The sequence below is a fragment of the Ruegeria sp. ABF4_144 genome, from assembly GCF_056160045.1.
The window spans coordinates 1,244,542-1,259,782 of record NZ_JBSWWK010000001.1 but is presented as its reverse complement, the minus strand read 5'-3'; the positions used below and the strand labels follow the sequence as shown (position 1 = coordinate 1,259,782).

Below are 15,241 nucleotides of genomic sequence, written 5' to 3'. Positions count from 1 at the left end.
GTGGTCCTTGCCGGGCGCGAACCCGGATGCCACAATTTGTGTGGCGATATTACATCAGTTTGCGTCGACGTGTCACCTGAATATCGAGGTCTGTAATCTTTTTCCGCAGAGTATTTCGGTTAATCCCTAAAAGATCAGCACATTTTGCCTGATTTCCGCCGGTTGCGTCCAACGCCAGTTCGATCAGAGGCGCCTCAACCTCGCGCAGGATGCGTTGATAGAGCCCCGGAGGCGGCAAAAGATTGCCGTGCAGGTCGAAATACCGGCGCAGATGGCGCGCTACCGAGGCCGAGAGTTTCTCGCGCTCACCATCGCCCAGAACCGGTTCAGCCTCAGGCTGGCTACCCAGCACCATCTCAACCTCGGCCTTCGAAATTTCATCCGCGCGGCTGGTTAGGCTCAGGCGGCGGATGGCGTTTTCCAACTGCCGCACGTTGCCCGGCCAGGAATAACGCCGCACCAATTCCACCGCATCAGGGCTGAGCCAGCGTTTGGTGCCGTGCTCACGCTCTTCCCGTGCGAGGAAATGATCGGCCAGAAGCGTGATGTCATCCACCCGCTCGCGCAGCGCTGGCACATGCACGGTGGCACCACACAGGCGATAGTAGAGATCCTGACGCACGCGCCCGCTCTCCATCGCTTCGGTCAGGTCCGACTGGCTGGTCGCCATAAAACGGGGCACATGGTCGCCCGGCGTGTCCATCATGCGCACGATGCGGGCCTGCAATTCGTCCTCGATATCGGCGATCTCATCTATTAACAGAGTGCCGCCACGCACTCGCGCCATCACCCGTGCAGGGCCTTCCAGATCACGCAGATCGGCCGCAGTAGCCGTTACAAACGGCAGTGTTCGGCGATCCGAGAAGTCGTGAATAGCACGCGCAATTAATGACTTACCGGTTCCACTTTCACCAGAAATCATCACCGACAGATCGGTGTTCATCACCCGCGCGACCAACCGATAAAGCGCCTGCATCACCGGGGTCCGCCCAACCAGAGGCAGTTCTTCGGGGCGATCATCAGTTGTTTCGACCACTTCAGTTTGTACACGCTGTTTCTGCTCCAGCGCCCGCGCGGTACGCTTCATCAGATCGGGCAGATCAAACGGTTTGGGCAGATAGTCGTAGGCATCCGCCTCAGCCGCCTGAATCGCCGTCATGATCGTGTTCTGGGCCGAGATCACGATGACCGGCAAACCAGGGCGGTCCTGTGCTATCTTTGGCAGCATCTCGAGACCATTCCCATCCGGCATGACCACGTCAGAGATCACCACGTCACCCTTGCCCTCCCCAACCCAGCGCATCAGCGTGGTCAGAGAGGATGTGGCGTGAACCTTGCACCCCGCCCGCGTCAGGGCCTGAGTCAGAACGGTGCGGATCGTGCGGTCGTCATCTGCGACCAGTACTGTGCCATCCATCGGGTGCTCTCCTTATAACTTTGCTCTTATCGGCTTTGTTTTATGTTGCGTCTTTCGGTGCCCGCCGCAGCGAGATTCGGAACACCGTGCGGCCCGGAACCGAGTCGGCTGAAATCCAGCCGTCATGGTCCGAGATGATTTTGCTGACCAGCGCCAGCCCAAGGCCGGTGCCGTTTTCCTTGCCCGAAACGAACGGGTCGAAGATATCGCTTCGGATTTTTTCGGGCAGGCCCGGACCGTCGTCGATGATCTCGATCTGCAACGGCAGAGAATGGCCGGAACCATCACTGCGCCGAAGGCGGAAGGAATGCTCAAAGTACGTGCGCAGGCGAATGGTTCCGCCTTTGGGATCGGCCGCTTCCGACGCATTCTTGAGCAAATTCAGGATCACCTGCAGGAACTGATCCGGATCCCCAAAGGCCAGCGGCAGCGAGGGGTCGTAGTCCTCGATGATTGTCATATGCGCGCCGAAACCCAACAGCGCCGAACGGCGCGCGCGATCCAAAACGTCGTGAATGTTGACCGGCTTGAAATCGGGCTGCGAGAGATTTCCGAACTGCTCAACCTGCTCCAGCAGCTTCACGATCCGGCGGCTTTCGGCAACAATAAGGTCTGTGAGTTCAAGGTCTTGCTGCGGAATATTCATGCTCAGCAATTGCGCCGCGCCGGTAATGCCGGCCAACGGATTCTTGATTTCATGCGCCAACATTTCGGCCATGCCGATGGCCGACTGCGCGGCGGATTTCACAGTATTTCCGCGGGTCATCCGCCCCGCCAATTCGCGCGGTGAGATGATCATGATCATGGACCCCGGATGCCCGACCAAAGGCGCAATCTGCAACGCGCATTGCAACGGCGCACGGTTGCCCGACCCTGCGTCCACGTCATTCACAAACAGTGGCGTGCCCTGCGCGCGGGCCCTCTCAAACGACTCTTCCAGCGGCGCGTCTACAGCGATCTGATCCCAGACCGGGTGCCCAATTACCGATTTCCGCGAGGCGTTCAGAAACCCTTCTCCGGCTGAATTCACATCGGTAATCCGATCCTCGGCGTCGATAATGAAGGCCGGAACCGGCAGCGAGGTCCAGATGCTTTGATCCGAGGTCATGCCGCCACCTCTGCATTGGTGCTCAACGCATCACCCAGCAGGCGCAGCACCTCTTCCGTATCACGCGAGGTCAAAACGGCGCGGCGTAACGCGGGGGGCGTTCCGGCCTCATCCATGTACCAGCCCAGATGCTTGCGCGCGACGCGCAAACCTAGATCAGAGCCGTAAAACTCCAGCATGGCCTGATAATGCGCGCGGACCATGTCGATCAGATCTTCACCCGTGGGAATTTCAGGCGCCGCGGCCCCGTAAAGGTCATGGCAGATCTGCGCCAGCAGCCAAGGCTTGCCTTGTGCCCCGCGGCCGACCATGACCCCGTCTGCGCCCGAGTGCGCCAAAGAAGTGCGCGCAGTGCCCGTGTCCACAATGTCACCGTTGGCGATGACGGGGATCGAAACGGCCTCTTTCACCGCCCGGATCGCGTGCCAGTCAGCATGTCCCTTGTAAAACTGACAGCGAGTACGGCCGTGGATCGTGACCATCCGAATACCGGCCTCCTGCGCCCGCCGCGCCACGTCCGGTGCGTTCAGCAAGGCATCATCCCAACCCAAGCGGGTCTTCAGCGTGACCGGCACATCTACGGCCTCGACCACCGCCTCGATCAAGGTCAGCGCGTGGTCCGGCGTCTTCAGCAGGGCCGATCCGGAATAGCCATTGGTCACCTTCTTGGCCGGGCAACCCATGTTGATGTCGATCACCCGCGCGCCGCGATCAGCCACCTGACGGGCGGCTTCGGCCATCCAATGTGCTTCGCGCCCGGCCAGTTGCACCGCGGTGTTTTCCACATCCGCCGACAGTTCGGCCCTCTCGCGCACTCCGGGCTTGGCCTGCACCATCTCCTGACTGGCGACCATCTCGCTGACGACCATGCCCGCGCCAAAGCGCATCACCAGATCACGAAATGGCCGGTCGGTGATTCCGGCCATCGGAGCCAGCAGTACCGGCGTGTTCAGGTCTTTGTCGGCGAGTTGAAGAGTCAACGTGCTTAATCCTTGGGCAGTTGCGGCTTTGATATCGAATTGAGCGCATATGAACAACAAATCGGCGGCCATCAAGCCCGCAAAATCATCACTTGCCTATTTTTTAGGCAGGTTAACGCGGGTGATTGCCTCTGCATTCACCGCACCCTAAACATTGCCCCCGAAACACCGGAGAGAATGCCCCCATGACCACCGCCGCTATCATCGTTGCCGCAGGACGCGGGCTGCGCGCTGGAGGGGGGACGCCCAAGCAGTGGCGCCCACTCGCCGGGCGCCGGGTGGCAGACTCGACCATTGATCGGTTTCGGGGGCAGACAGACCATATTGTGCTGGTCCTGTCCGAGGATGACGAACCCGCATGGGCGGAGTTCGAAAACACCGACCTGATCCTGGCCACCGGCGGCAGCGACCGGGCTGGTTCGGTTCGCAATGGCCTTACCGCTCTTGCAGACCTTGGGGTTGATCATGTCCTGATTCATGACGTCGCCCGCCCCTGTGTCGGGCTGGACACCATTCAAAACGTACTGGACGCGCTGAAGGACCACCCGGCAGCTGCGCCTGGACTGGCGGTGACCGATGCGCTCTGGACCGGCGACGGCGCAATTGTGACCGGAACACAGGATCGAACAGGTCTGTTCGCAGCGCAAACGCCACAGGGCTTTCACTATGATGCCATTGTCGCGGCCCATGCGGCCCACCCCGGAGGGGCTGCCGATGACGTCGAGGTCGCCCGTGCTGCAGGGCTGGACGTGGCCATCGTGCCGGGCGATGCAGATAACATCAAAATCACACGACCCGAGGATTTTGCTCGGGCAGAACGCATATTGGGAACGAATATGGATGTAAGGCTGGGCAACGGGTACGACGTGCATCGGTTTGGCGATGGGGATCACGTGATCCTGTGCGGTGTGAAGGTTCCGCATGATCGCGGCCTTCAGGGCCATTCGGACGCAGACGTGGGAATGCACGCGGTGACCGACGCGATCTATGGCGCATTGGCGCAGGGCGATATCGGTCAGCACTTCCCGCCCTCGGATCCGCAATGGAAGGGGGCCGCCAGTGAGATTTTCCTGCGCCACGCCGTCGAACTGGCTGAAGGGATGGGATACGCCATCTCGAATGTAGATTGCACGTTGGTCTGCGAATACCCGAAGATCGGCCCCCATGCGCCTGGCATGCGGGACGAGATGGCGCGGATCATGGGGCTGTGCGCAGATCAGGTTTCGGTTAAGGCGACCACGTCCGAGCGGTTGGGGTTCACCGGGCGCGGTGAAGGCATCGCCTCACTGGCCACAGCCTGTCTGGTGAAGTCATGAATGTCGCGCGTCTGATCGGTACCGTCTGCGGCGTTGGGTACCTTCGCCCGGCACCGGGAACCTGGGGATCGCTGGCCGCCCTGCCCTTGGCATGGCTTCTGCATACGTTGGGCGGCTTTCCGTTGCTGGTTATCGCAACACTTGCCGTGTTCTTTGGCGGCCTCTGGGCCACTCGCGTAATGACCGAAGGACAAGAGGATCACGACCCGTCCGAGATCGTCATCGACGAGGTTGCCGGGCAATTCACCGCCTTGTGGGCGATTTCTTATCCGGCCTGGGCGTATGGGATTGATATCACGGCGCTCTGGCCCGGCTGGATTGCCGGGTTCTTGCTGTTCCGCCTGTTCGACATCACCAAACCCGGCCCCGTTGGCTGGGCCGACCGGCGCAATGACGCGATGGGCGTGATGATGGACGATGTGATCGCGGGCATGTTCGCCGGGACCGGCGTGATCATCCTTGCTGGTGTCGCACACGGAGTACTGGGCCTGTGACCGTTGCCGAGCTTCTGGACCGCGCCAAGGCGCAAGGCGTGATGATCGCCACAGCAGAAAGTTGCACGGGCGGCATGGTGGCCGCCGCGCTGACCGATATTTCCGGAAGTTCTGCCGTGGTCGAGCGCGGCTTTGTCACCTATACCAATCTAGCCAAGCAACAGATGCTGGGTGTCCGGCTTGAGACGCTAGAGGCACATGGCGCGGTATCAGAACAGGTCGCAGGTGAAATGGCTCAAGGGGCCTTGCTCCATTCCAACGCCCAGCTTGCAGTTTCGGTCACCGGTATCGCAGGGCCCGGCGGGTCCGAATTCAAACCCGAGGGGCGGGTTTGTTTTGGTCTGGCCGCCAAGGACTGCGTCGTTCAGACCGAAACCATCGAATTCGGAGCTCTGGGGCGGGAACACGTGCGCCTTGCCGCCCGCGACCATGCGCTGTCGCTGTTGATGCAAGGTCTGTCTTGATCTGCCCTAGCGTTTGCGCACAAATCCCAGCACGAAAATCACCAGCAGTAGCCCGACATTGGCCGCCACAATCAACAGCAGCAACTTGGGGCCGTATTGATGAATCCAGTTCGGTAGAACCGGGCTGTCTCCGCGTCGGAACGACAGCAGCGTCATCGCAAACGAGGAAATGGCCAGTGTGTCGAGACCTGCGATAAAATACAGCAGCTTAGACTGAATTTCGAGCTGCAGCTTTGACTTCTCATCGCTGATGAAACCGACATAGTCGCGAAAGTCACAGGCCGCCTTATATAGGCTGTCGAAGTTATCTTCGACATGCCAGCGTTCATTGGTTGAGTCGTAGCACTTGGCCAACCAGGGCTTGAGATTGGCTCGATAGTCAGCCCGCCTTTGGCGCGCGACCTGCAAAAAGAAAATCAACTCGTTCAAAGCAGTGTTCAACGCACCGATCTTCTTGCCCTGAAAGGTTTCAGCCCGCCCGTCTGCCGTATTGACGATCTTGTTGCGAATTCGGCGCGCTTTGAGCCAATCCAATTGCAGGCGGAACATAAGCGCGACGAAATAGAACTCTTCCATATAGTCCTTGCGGAAAATGGCCGAATAACTCCAACCCCCATAGATCGTCCAGTCGCCGGTATCGGCCGAGGACATGATGCAGTCGGACAGCACCAGACCTTCGGCCTCAAACAGCCCAGACAAACGCGCTTGAAACGCAGCAGATTCCGTTCCTCCAAGGACGACATGAATGGGCGTGTCCAGATCAGCCTCGACCAACGACCCTACGCGGGGTTTCAGCAGATCGATCAGGGCATCGACGGTGGCGCGGGCCTTGGGCAGGACCTGCTGCAAATACGAGGGACGCGGATCTTCGGGAAGGTCGTCCAAGTCGGCGAAACTTGCCCCATAGACCAGGCACATATCTCCCGACACCATCAGCAATAGCTTGTAATACCACGTGCCACACCCGGTTTCAGGCTGCGACACCAGGTCAGTCAAATCCCATTCCAGACAGGCGTTTCGCCGCAAATCCGTCAGGCTTTTAGAGAACGCGGCCCCCGAGAAAGCATGCAGCGCGTCGGTATGGTTTGCATCCAGCCGCGTTTCGGAAATCTCATGCGCGGAAATCCCGCCCAGAACAGGCCTCGAGGGCAAAATTTCACGAATGGCCGAGGACAGCTGTATTCGCGTCTCGGTCTCCAGATGAACTGGATGAATAAGGTGGTGGGTGAACATATTGTCTTAGGAGTTTCTCAAGTAGTTTCCGTGCGTAGAATTCAGATAATCCTGTGGCACACCGTGTTCGAGGTAATCCAGCGTAAGCTCCTCACCCGCCGGGATGTCATGCAGCGCGACGATGGCCCAATTGGATCGGACTATGGACAGATTGGGCGCGAAGGAATGGTTAATCAGCGCATATTGCGTCGCAAAGGGGCGGCACAACACGAGACTGCCGCCGATACCGTTCCACTCCAGACTGCGCACTTGGGGGTTACGGTCATAATCAACCACCTGCCCGTCCAGATAGCCCAGCACGCCACCTGCCGCTATATCCGCATTCGCAAACAAACCCGTTCCGTGAATGGCGCTTTTTCCTTCAGTGACCCCGTCCAGATTCTGGATACGCGGTCCTGACAACTCCACTCCCATTCCGGCTCCTCCTTTGGCACTGCGTCAGCCTAGAACCGGCATTCTGCGAAGACAAGCAACGACTTGCGTTGTGAACCCCGCAAAAATGGTGACGCACAGACGAGATCGCCATGCGGGATTAGATGCGCCAAAGGCCCTTTTTCTGCAATCTGTCACCCGCCATTCTCTTTTTGCCCAATATTTGAGCATTCACCCAAATTTGCCGCCCAATTAACCACCAATTCTCCAAAAGCCTCTAAAATAGGCGCCAAAATAGGCCATTGCCTCTTTTTTCCCCGCCCCTGATCCGCTTCAAGCCCCGCCACGCAAGTTGAAGAGGAGACCGGCCGATGAATGGAGCCGATACCGCCTGGATCATAGTGGCAACCGCCCTGGTCCTGTTCATGACATTGCCGGGACTAGCCCTGTTTTACGGCGGCCTCGTGCGCGCCCGCAACGTGCTGAGCGTCTTTATGCACTGTTTCAGTATCGCCTGCCTGATGAGCATCCTGTGGCTGGTCGCTGGGTATTCCATAGCTTTCGGCGAGGGTACCTCGGGCCTTTGGGGCGGTTTGGGCAAGGCGTTCCTGAGCGGTGTGGATGCCGACAGCCTGTCGGGTACCCTGCCCGAAGTTCTGTTCTTTGCCTTTCAGATGACCTTCGCAATCATCACCCCGGCCCTGATCGTCGGCGCCTATGTGGAACGCGTAGGTTTTGGCTTTGTGCTCACCTTCTCGGCCTTGTGGATGTTGCTGTGCTATGCGCCGGTCGTTCACTGGATCTGGGGTGGCGGCATCCTGACCGATGGCGGCATTTTGGGTGAGGTTGGCGTTCGCGACTTTGCCGGTGGCATCGTAGTACACGAAACCGCTGGTCTGGCCGCGCTGATCATCGCCGTGGTCCTTGGGCCGCGCCGCAACCGCACCACCCCTCCGCACAACCCCGGCTATGTGATGATTGGGGCGGCGATGCTGTGGGTCGGTTGGTTCGGCTTCAATGGCGGCTCGCAACTGGCGGCCGATGGGGGCGCTGCGATGGCGATGACCGTGACACATATCTCGGCCGCGACTGCGTCGCTGACATGGGCGCTGTGGGAGCGTATCCGCTTTGGCAAAGCCTCGATGGTCGGTCTGGTAACCGGTACGATCGCCGGTCTGGCCTCTATCACCCCGGCCTCGGGTTATGTTGATCCGGTGCAGGCACTGATCATCGGTGCTGTGGCGGGCGTGCTGTGCCAAGAGGCTGTCAACGTCATCCGCAACAAACTGAACATCGACGACACGCTGGACGTTTTCGCGGTGCACGGTGTTGGTGGCATCTTTGGCACCATCATGATCGCCGCCTTTGGTCTGGGGGCATGGACCGCGCAGCTGGGCGGACTGTTGATCGTGGGTGTCTTTACGTCAGTTGTGACATTTGCACTGATCAAAGTTATTGCGCTTGTAACGCCGCTTCGCGTAGACGCCGAGACCGAAACGAACGGGCTCGATCTGTCAGTACATGGCGAGCGTGCCTATGACATGAGCAGCTAAGCCCACCTTGGCTGCTGTGCGCCCGCAAGGGCCAAAGCGGACCTCTCGACGGGGTCCGCTTTTCTTTTGCCGCAAGGCTCTCGACTCTGGGTTAAGGGTCGGGCTATCAGCCTGCAACGTCATTTTGTCCCGAGGTTGCACCATGATCCCCAGTTCCTTCCCCGATAGCACCGAAATCGCCCGCCTGACCGCGCGGATGCTGCTGGAGATCAAGGCTGTGCACTTCAACTCGCGCGAGCCGTTTACGCTGGCCTCGGGCCTGCCCAGCCCGACCTATATCGACTGCCGCAAGCTGATCTCGTACCCACGCATCCGCTCGACCTTGATGGACTTCCTGACCGTCACCGTGATGCGCGACGCGGGGTTCGAGGCATTCGACAATATCGCTGGCGGTGAGACTGCAGGCATCCCGTTTGCCGCCATGGTCGCCGAGCGGATGGCCCTGCCGATGACCTATGTGCGCAAAAAGCCCAAAGGGTACGGCCGCAACGCTCGCATCGAAGGCGCGATGAGCGAAGGGGAACGCGTATTGCTGGTCGAGGACCTGACCACTGATGGCGGCTCGAAACTGTCCTTTGTTGATGCGATCCGTGAAACCGGTGCCACCTGCGGGCATACGGCGGTCATCTTCTACTATGGCATCTTCCCCGAAACCGAAAAAACCCTGGGCGACCACGGCGTTCAGTTGCATCACCTGTGCACATGGTGGGACGTTCTGGCCGAAGCCAAAGCGCAGAAAGCCTTTGACCAAGAGACACTTGACGGCGTTGAAGCCTTCCTGAACGACCCGCGCGGCTGGCAGGAAGCACATAAACCCACGTAAACCTCTTGTGGACAAGTTGGGGATAAGCCCAGAAGAATCGGCGATGCGCGCACGATATCTGGTGACTTTTCCCCCAATTCCTACATAATAAGCTACACACATTCAGATATCCAACCCATCTGGAAAGTTATCCCAAGGTCTTACCCCAAGTTAGCCACAGGGATTTCCAGATGGATTGCGATGGTATTTCGCGTGTAGAACCTCGGAACGGGCAGCGGGGACAAAATGAACGAGATAAGCAGCATTGAGCAGGCAGCGGCACAGATTCAGAATGCCGAAACCATGCCGCATTCCATTGAGGCCGAGCAACAGCTTCTGGGTGCGATCCTGACGAACAACGATCTCTATGACCGGGTCGCCTCGATCATCGGGGCCGAGCATTTCTATGACCCGGTCCATGCCCGCATCTATGAGGTCGCGGCCACACGCATCGCCAAGAATGCACTGGCCTCACCTGTTACGCTGAAATCTTTCATGGCCGAAGATGAGGGCCTGAAAGAACTGGGTGGCCCCGCTTACCTGGCCAAACTGGCGGGCGCCTCGATCAGCGCCTTTGCCGTGCATGACTATGCCCAGATGATCTATGATCTCGCCATCCGGCGCGAGTTGATCCGTCTGGGACGGGACATTTCGGACAAGGCGGCGCGGGTCGATGTCAGCAGCGAGCCCAAGGAACAAATCGTCGAGGCCGAGCAACAGCTTTATCAGTTATCCGAGCAGGGCCAGACCGAACAGGGTTTTCAATCCTTCCTCAAGGCGGTCACAGAAGCCGTCAACGTCACCAACGAAGCGTACCAGCGCGGTGGTGGCATGGCAGGGATTTCCACCGGTCTGGCCGACTTGGACAAACAGTTGGGCGGGCTGCACCCGTCTGACCTGATCATCCTTGCGGGTCGTCCGTCGATGGGGAAAACCTCATTGGCCACCAACGTGGCGTTCAATGTGGCCAAGGCCTATAAACGCGGCACCAAGCCGGACGGGACCGAGGGCGCGATCGACGGCGGTGTGGTCGGGTTCTTCTCGCTCGAAATGAGCGCTGAGCAGTTGGCAGGCCGTGTTCTGGCCGAAGCGTCTGAGATTTCGTCGCACAAAATCCGTCAGGGTGACATGACCGAGGCCGAGTTCCGCCGTTTCGTGGACGCTGCCAAGGAACTGGAAGCCTGCCCCCTGTTCATTGATGACACCCCGGCCCTGCCGATCTCACAGCTTGCCGCTCGTGCACGGCGGTTGAAGCGGACGCATGGGCTGGATCTGCTGGTGATCGACTACCTGCAGCTGTGCCGAGGTATGGCCGACAACCGCGTCAACGAGATTGCCGAAATTTCGATGGGCATGAAAGCCATCGCCAAGGAACTGAACATCCCGGTGATCGCCCTGTCTCAGCTGAGCCGTCAGGTCGAAAGCCGAGACGATAAACGCCCGCAACTGTCTGACCTGCGGGAATCGGGCTCGATCGAACAGGATGCCGACGTGGTGATGTTCGTATTCCGCGAGGAATACTACAAGGAACGCGAAAAGCCTGGCGATCACGAACTGGAAAAGATGGAAGAGTGGAAGCAGGCTATGGAGCGTCTGCACGCCAAAGCTGAAGTTATCGTCGGCAAGCAGCGCCACGGCCCAATCGGCACGGTGGAATTGTCCTTTGAGGCGCAGTTCACCCGCTTTGGTAATCTGGTCAAACCCTGGCAGCAGGACGGCCAGATCGAGGGCTATTAACTCACCACATCTCGGGCTTGTTGAACGCGCTGACACAGCGCGACGGGCCCGACAGCGGTTCATCCGAACCCGTAAGGGACTGCCCCAGCCATCCAAATGGCATACTCAGCGGCATGGGTGGTTGGGCTAATGCTTCGGTGATCGGCTGAAATCCGGTTTTGCCGTAATAGGCCGGGTCGCCATAGGTCGTGACAAAATCCACACCTTGCAGGCGCAACTGCTCTAACCCAAAGCTGATCAGCTTTTGCCCGACGCCCGATTTCTGCCGGTCGGTTCGCACCGCCACCGGCGACATCAGGAAGACCTGTCGTGGGTCCTGATCGTAGTGCAGCCGCGAAAACAGAACGCAGCCAACCAGCGCGTCGCGGTCCAACGCCAAAACGCCCAACAGATCGTCATCAGGGGTCGAGTTCAAAAGATCAGCCGCCAGTGAGCCAACCGCCCGCCCCTCATCATCGCCCTCTGAGGCCGCAAAGACATCCCGGAACAACTCTGGCAATTCGCTTGCCCGCGCTTTGTAGTCAGCAGTCAGGTTCAGCATTTCCCGCTCCAATCCTGCAGTATCGGCAAATTTGTTCTCTGCGCGCAGTTGATCACACGGCAAACACAATGGCGAGACTCGGGCCAGGGTCACAAAGGCCTTTTTCCGCCAAGGCTTTGCAACACTGGCCAAAAGCTGCGCGGTATCGCCGCGATATGGGCAAGATTTGCCGTATTCCCCCTTGACCTGCGGCGCTCCAATGTCATGAACAGCAGCATGAGTACCGCACGTTTGACGATCAATCTTCAGGCGCTGGCCAGCAACTGGCGGGCGCTTAACGCAAAAACGGATGTCGAAACCGGCGCCGTGGTCAAAGCCGACGCCTATGGTTTGGGGGCCGGGCCGGTGTCCGCGACCCTGGCCGAGGAAGGCGTTCGTAAGTTTTTTGTCGCTGTCGCCGAAGAGGGTATCGCCGTGCGCAAGGCCATTGGCCCTGGTCCGATGATCGCCGTGTTCTCGGGCCATATGGAAGGTGACACCGACCTGCTGCGCGATCACGACCTGACGCCGCTTATCAATTCGCCCGAGCAATTCCTGCGTCACCAGCAGGCGCTGCCGGATCATCCCTTTGGTATTCAGTTGGACAGCGGCATGAACCGTCTGGGTCTGGAGCCCGCCGACTGGTCTGAACTGCGCCCCAAGGCCGAGCCGCTGAACCCGGCCGTCGTCATGTCGCATCTGGCCTGTTCGGATGAGCCCGACCACCCGATGAACCATCAGCAGCTGAAAACCTTCCGCGATATGACGGAAGGCGTCAACGCCCCCCGGTCGCTGGCAGCCACTGGCGGTACGCTGTTGGGTTCCGAGTTCCATTTCGACTTCTGCCGTCCCGGCGTCGGCCTCTACGGTGGAATGCCCTTTGCCGACGCCAAACCCGTGGTGACGGCCGATCTGCCCGTCGTGCAGGTGCGCGCGCTCGAGGTCGGAGAATCTGTCGGTTATGGCAACAGCTGGATTGCCCGGCGCCCGTCACGCATCGCAACTGTGGCCGCAGGCTATGCCGACGGTCTGCACCGCGCCATCGGTGGCGGCATCGACACATTCGCGGGTGGCAAGCCCTGCCCCGTTGTCGGCCGTATCTCGATGGACCTGATCACCGTTGACGTCACCGACCTGCCCGAAGACCCCGAGCGCCTGCGCATTCTGAACGGTCACCAAACCGTCGATGATCTGGCCGAGGCTGCGGGCACCATCGGGTACGAAATCCTCACGTCGCTTGGCGCGCGCTACTCCCGGGGCTACGTGGAATGAACCCTCTTAACCTGCTGGGCGGTCTGGGCCGGGCGGTCCTTGCGCTGTTTGCCACTTTCGGCAAAGTCGCGCTGTTTGCGGTGGATGCGATCTCGCACATTTTCCGCCCGCCCTATTACCCGCGTGAATTTGTCGTTGCGCTGATGAATATCGGCTGGCTGTCGCTGCCGGTTGTCGGCATGACCGCCATTTTCACCGGCGGCGCGCTGGCCCTGCAGATCTACGCCGGTGGCGCCCGCTTCAATGCCGAAGCCGTGGTACCGCAGATCGTCGCCATCGGCATGGTGCGTGAACTGGGCCCGGTTCTGGTCGGGCTAATGATCGCGGCCCGCGTGACTTCCTCGATTGCTGCCGAGATCGCCACCATGAAAGTGACCGAGCAGATCGACGCGCTGGTCACCCTGTCAACGCATCCGATGAAATACCTGACCGCCCCGCGCGTTCTAGCCGCTCTGATCACCGTCCCCCTGCTGGTGGGTATCGGAGATATCATCGGCATCGCGGGCGGTTATGTGGTCGCAACCCAGAATCTGGGCTTCAACCCGGCAAACTACCTTTCAAACACGGTCAACTTCCTTGAGGCGCGCGACATCGTATCGTCGCTGGTTAAAGGGGCTGCATTCGGCCTGATCGCGGCAATCATGGGCTGCTACTACGGCATGGCCTCGGGCCGCGGCGCTCAGGGTGTGGGCCGGGCTACCAAATCCTCGGTCGAATCCGCCGCGATCATGATCCTGGCCGCCAACTTCATTCTGACAGGGGTGTTCTTCTCGCTATGATCCGGATGGAGAACGTACAAAAGGCCTTTGGCGACAACCACGTGTTGCAGGGCATGAACCTTGAGATTCCTAAGGGCACCTCGATGGTCATCATCGGCGGCTCGGGTACGGGCAAATCGGTTGCGCTGAAATGTATCCTGGGCCTGATCAAGCCCGATAGCGGTATGATCTACGTGGATGGCAAAGACGCCACCAAGGGTGATCGGGATAGGTTTCTGGCCCGATTTGGAATGTTGTTTCAGGGCGCGGCGCTGTTTGACTCGCTGCCAGTGTGGCAGAACGTTAGCTTCCGCCTGCTGCGCGGTCCGCTGAAACGCCCACCGGAATATGCCCGCGAGATCGCGATCGAGAAACTGCGTCGCGTGGGCTTGAAGTCTGACGTTGCCGACCGGTTCCCGTCCGAACTGTCCGGCGGCATGCAAAAACGCGTCGGCCTTGCCCGCGCTATCGCCGCCGAGCCCGAGATCATTTTCTTTGACGAGCCCACCACGGGGTTGGACCCGATCATGTCTGGCGTCATCAACGACCTGATCCGCGAGATCGTGACCGAGATGGGTGCCACCGCGATGACCATCACCCACGACATGAGTTCCGTCCGCGCAATTGCCGACAACGTCGCGATGTTGCACGGAGGCGTCATCCAGTGGACGGGTCCGGTTAGTCAGATGGACGCTTCGGGTGATCCTTATGTGGAGCAGTTCATCAGCGGGAGTGCCGAAGGGCCGATTGAGGCGGTGCGATGATCGATTCTATAGCATTTGACGAGCTGTCGGGTGTCGTTAAACAGATGGGTTTCTACTATTTGTTCGGTCTGGGCATTGTACTGTCCGGCTTGATTCCCGGTTTCCAACGAACCGCTGACTCCGGAAACAAATTCGCAGACTCGGTCGCTTTGTTCAGAAGGCAAAAGTTTGGCTGGGGCGCTGACGAAAAATACCCCGAAGCGGAAACGAAAGGTTCTCTGCTTCAGACCGTGCAATGGCTCGTATATGTTGCCGCCGGTGCGTTTGGTATGTGGTTTCTGATGAACAGGCTTCACGATCCAATACTGAATCTAGGTGCCGGGGCTCTATTCTTCCTCTTGGCCTTCAATGTCCGTAGGAATTTCCGAAAACGTTGGTCTGGCAATATGCTGGAATTCGACTTTGGCAGTATTGCTATGGGGCTACTCTTCCTTCTCCCGCGCTTATGAAC

General features: G+C 59.3%; 16 protein-coding genes. 10 read left to right on the top strand and 6 right to left on the bottom strand.

Annotated elements, in window-relative coordinates; all coding sequences use genetic code 11:
- Positions 1-49 precede the first annotated feature (49 nt).
- Genes ACXAGD_RS06540 through dusB form a run of 3 tightly spaced genes read right to left on the bottom strand, consistent with a single transcriptional unit; the run spans position 50 to position 3,505 of the window.
- Positions 50-1,417 (bottom strand): response regulator, encoded by a 1,368-nt coding sequence (locus tag ACXAGD_RS06540; RefSeq protein ID WP_475209181.1) that lies wholly within the window; start codon positions 1,415-1,417, stop codon positions 50-52.
- 40 nt (positions 1,418-1,457) lie between these two features.
- On the bottom strand, positions 1,458-2,525 hold the full coding sequence (locus tag ACXAGD_RS06535) for a two-component system sensor histidine kinase NtrB (RefSeq protein ID WP_475209180.1): 1,068 nt from the start codon (positions 2,523-2,525) through the stop codon (positions 1,458-1,460).
- Positions 2,522-3,505 carry a tRNA dihydrouridine synthase DusB gene (gene dusB, locus ACXAGD_RS06530; RefSeq protein ID WP_475209179.1) on the bottom strand — a complete coding sequence of 328 codons (984 nt, stop codon included), beginning with the start codon at positions 3,503-3,505 and terminating at the stop codon, positions 2,522-2,524. The genes ACXAGD_RS06535 and dusB overlap by 4 nt, the downstream gene beginning before the upstream one ends.
- A 185-nt stretch (positions 3,506-3,690) precedes the next feature.
- Between dusB and ACXAGD_RS06525 the strand changes: the two genes are divergently transcribed.
- From ACXAGD_RS06525 to ACXAGD_RS06515, 3 genes are read left to right on the top strand one after another with little or no spacing between them, the layout of a single operon-like run.
- The gene (locus tag ACXAGD_RS06525; RefSeq protein ID WP_475209178.1) at positions 3,691-4,821 is read left to right on the top strand and encodes a bifunctional 2-C-methyl-D-erythritol 4-phosphate cytidylyltransferase/2-C-methyl-D-erythritol 2,4-cyclodiphosphate synthase; all 1,131 of its coding nucleotides are present in this window, start codon (positions 3,691-3,693) and stop codon (positions 4,819-4,821) included.
- A complete protein-coding gene (locus ACXAGD_RS06520) occupies positions 4,818-5,315 on the top strand; it encodes a phosphatidylglycerophosphatase A family protein (RefSeq protein ID WP_475209177.1) in 498 nt (165 codons plus the stop codon). Before ACXAGD_RS06525 ends, ACXAGD_RS06520 begins: the two co-directional genes overlap by 4 nt.
- On the top strand, positions 5,312-5,779 hold the full coding sequence (locus ACXAGD_RS06515; RefSeq protein ID WP_475209176.1) for a CinA family protein: 468 nt from the start codon (positions 5,312-5,314) through the stop codon (positions 5,777-5,779). Before ACXAGD_RS06520 ends, ACXAGD_RS06515 begins: the two co-directional genes overlap by 4 nt.
- Positions 5,780-5,785: 6 nt before the next feature.
- On the opposite strand, the gene ACXAGD_RS06510 is transcribed toward ACXAGD_RS06515, so the two are convergent.
- Positions 5,786-7,012, bottom strand: a complete 1,227-nt coding sequence (locus ACXAGD_RS06510; protein WP_475209175.1) for a hypothetical protein — start codon at positions 7,010-7,012, stop codon at positions 5,786-5,788.
- Positions 7,013-7,018: 6 nt separating this feature from the next.
- Positions 7,019-7,426 carry an SET domain-containing protein-lysine N-methyltransferase gene (locus tag ACXAGD_RS06505; protein WP_475209174.1) on the bottom strand — a complete coding sequence of 136 codons (408 nt, stop codon included), beginning with the start codon at positions 7,424-7,426 and terminating at the stop codon, positions 7,019-7,021.
- 329 nt (positions 7,427-7,755) lie between these two features.
- Here ACXAGD_RS06505 and ACXAGD_RS06500 point away from each other — a divergent pair, with 329 nt between their 5' ends.
- The 3 genes from ACXAGD_RS06500 (at position 7,756) to ACXAGD_RS06490 (ending at position 11,476) form a co-directional block, all read left to right on the top strand.
- Positions 7,756-8,937 carry an ammonium transporter gene (locus ACXAGD_RS06500; protein ID WP_475209172.1) on the top strand — a complete coding sequence of 394 codons (1,182 nt, stop codon included), beginning with the start codon at positions 7,756-7,758 and terminating at the stop codon, positions 8,935-8,937.
- A 142-nt stretch (positions 8,938-9,079) separates the two neighbouring features.
- On the top strand, positions 9,080-9,760 hold the full coding sequence (locus ACXAGD_RS06495; protein WP_475209170.1) for an orotate phosphoribosyltransferase: 681 nt from the start codon (positions 9,080-9,082) through the stop codon (positions 9,758-9,760).
- Between the two features lie 225 nt (positions 9,761-9,985).
- The gene (locus tag ACXAGD_RS06490; RefSeq protein WP_475209169.1) at positions 9,986-11,476 is read left to right on the top strand and encodes a replicative DNA helicase; all 1,491 of its coding nucleotides are present in this window, start codon (positions 9,986-9,988) and stop codon (positions 11,474-11,476) included.
- A gap of 1 nt (position 11,477) precedes the next feature.
- On the opposite strand, the gene ACXAGD_RS06485 is transcribed toward ACXAGD_RS06490, so the two are convergent.
- Positions 11,478-12,017 (bottom strand): GNAT family N-acetyltransferase, encoded by a 540-nt coding sequence (locus tag ACXAGD_RS06485; RefSeq protein WP_475209168.1) that lies wholly within the window; start codon positions 12,015-12,017, stop codon positions 11,478-11,480.
- A gap of 216 nt (positions 12,018-12,233) precedes the next feature.
- Here ACXAGD_RS06485 and alr point away from each other — a divergent pair, with 216 nt between their 5' ends.
- From alr to ACXAGD_RS06465, 4 genes are read left to right on the top strand one after another with little or no spacing between them, the layout of a single operon-like run.
- Positions 12,234-13,268, top strand: coding sequence for an alanine racemase (alr, locus tag ACXAGD_RS06480; protein WP_475209166.1), 1,035 nt, complete (start codon positions 12,234-12,236; stop codon positions 13,266-13,268).
- A complete protein-coding gene (locus ACXAGD_RS06475; RefSeq protein WP_475209165.1) occupies positions 13,265-14,047 on the top strand; it encodes an MlaE family ABC transporter permease in 783 nt (260 codons plus the stop codon). The genes alr and ACXAGD_RS06475 overlap by 4 nt, the downstream gene beginning before the upstream one ends.
- On the top strand, positions 14,044-14,790 hold the full coding sequence (locus ACXAGD_RS06470; protein WP_475209164.1) for an ABC transporter ATP-binding protein: 747 nt from the start codon (positions 14,044-14,046) through the stop codon (positions 14,788-14,790). The genes ACXAGD_RS06475 and ACXAGD_RS06470 overlap by 4 nt, the downstream gene beginning before the upstream one ends.
- Positions 14,787-15,239, top strand: a complete 453-nt coding sequence (locus ACXAGD_RS06465) for a hypothetical protein (protein WP_475209163.1) — start codon at positions 14,787-14,789, stop codon at positions 15,237-15,239. The genes ACXAGD_RS06470 and ACXAGD_RS06465 overlap by 4 nt, the downstream gene beginning before the upstream one ends.
- The last annotated feature ends 2 nt before the right edge of the window (positions 15,240-15,241 follow it).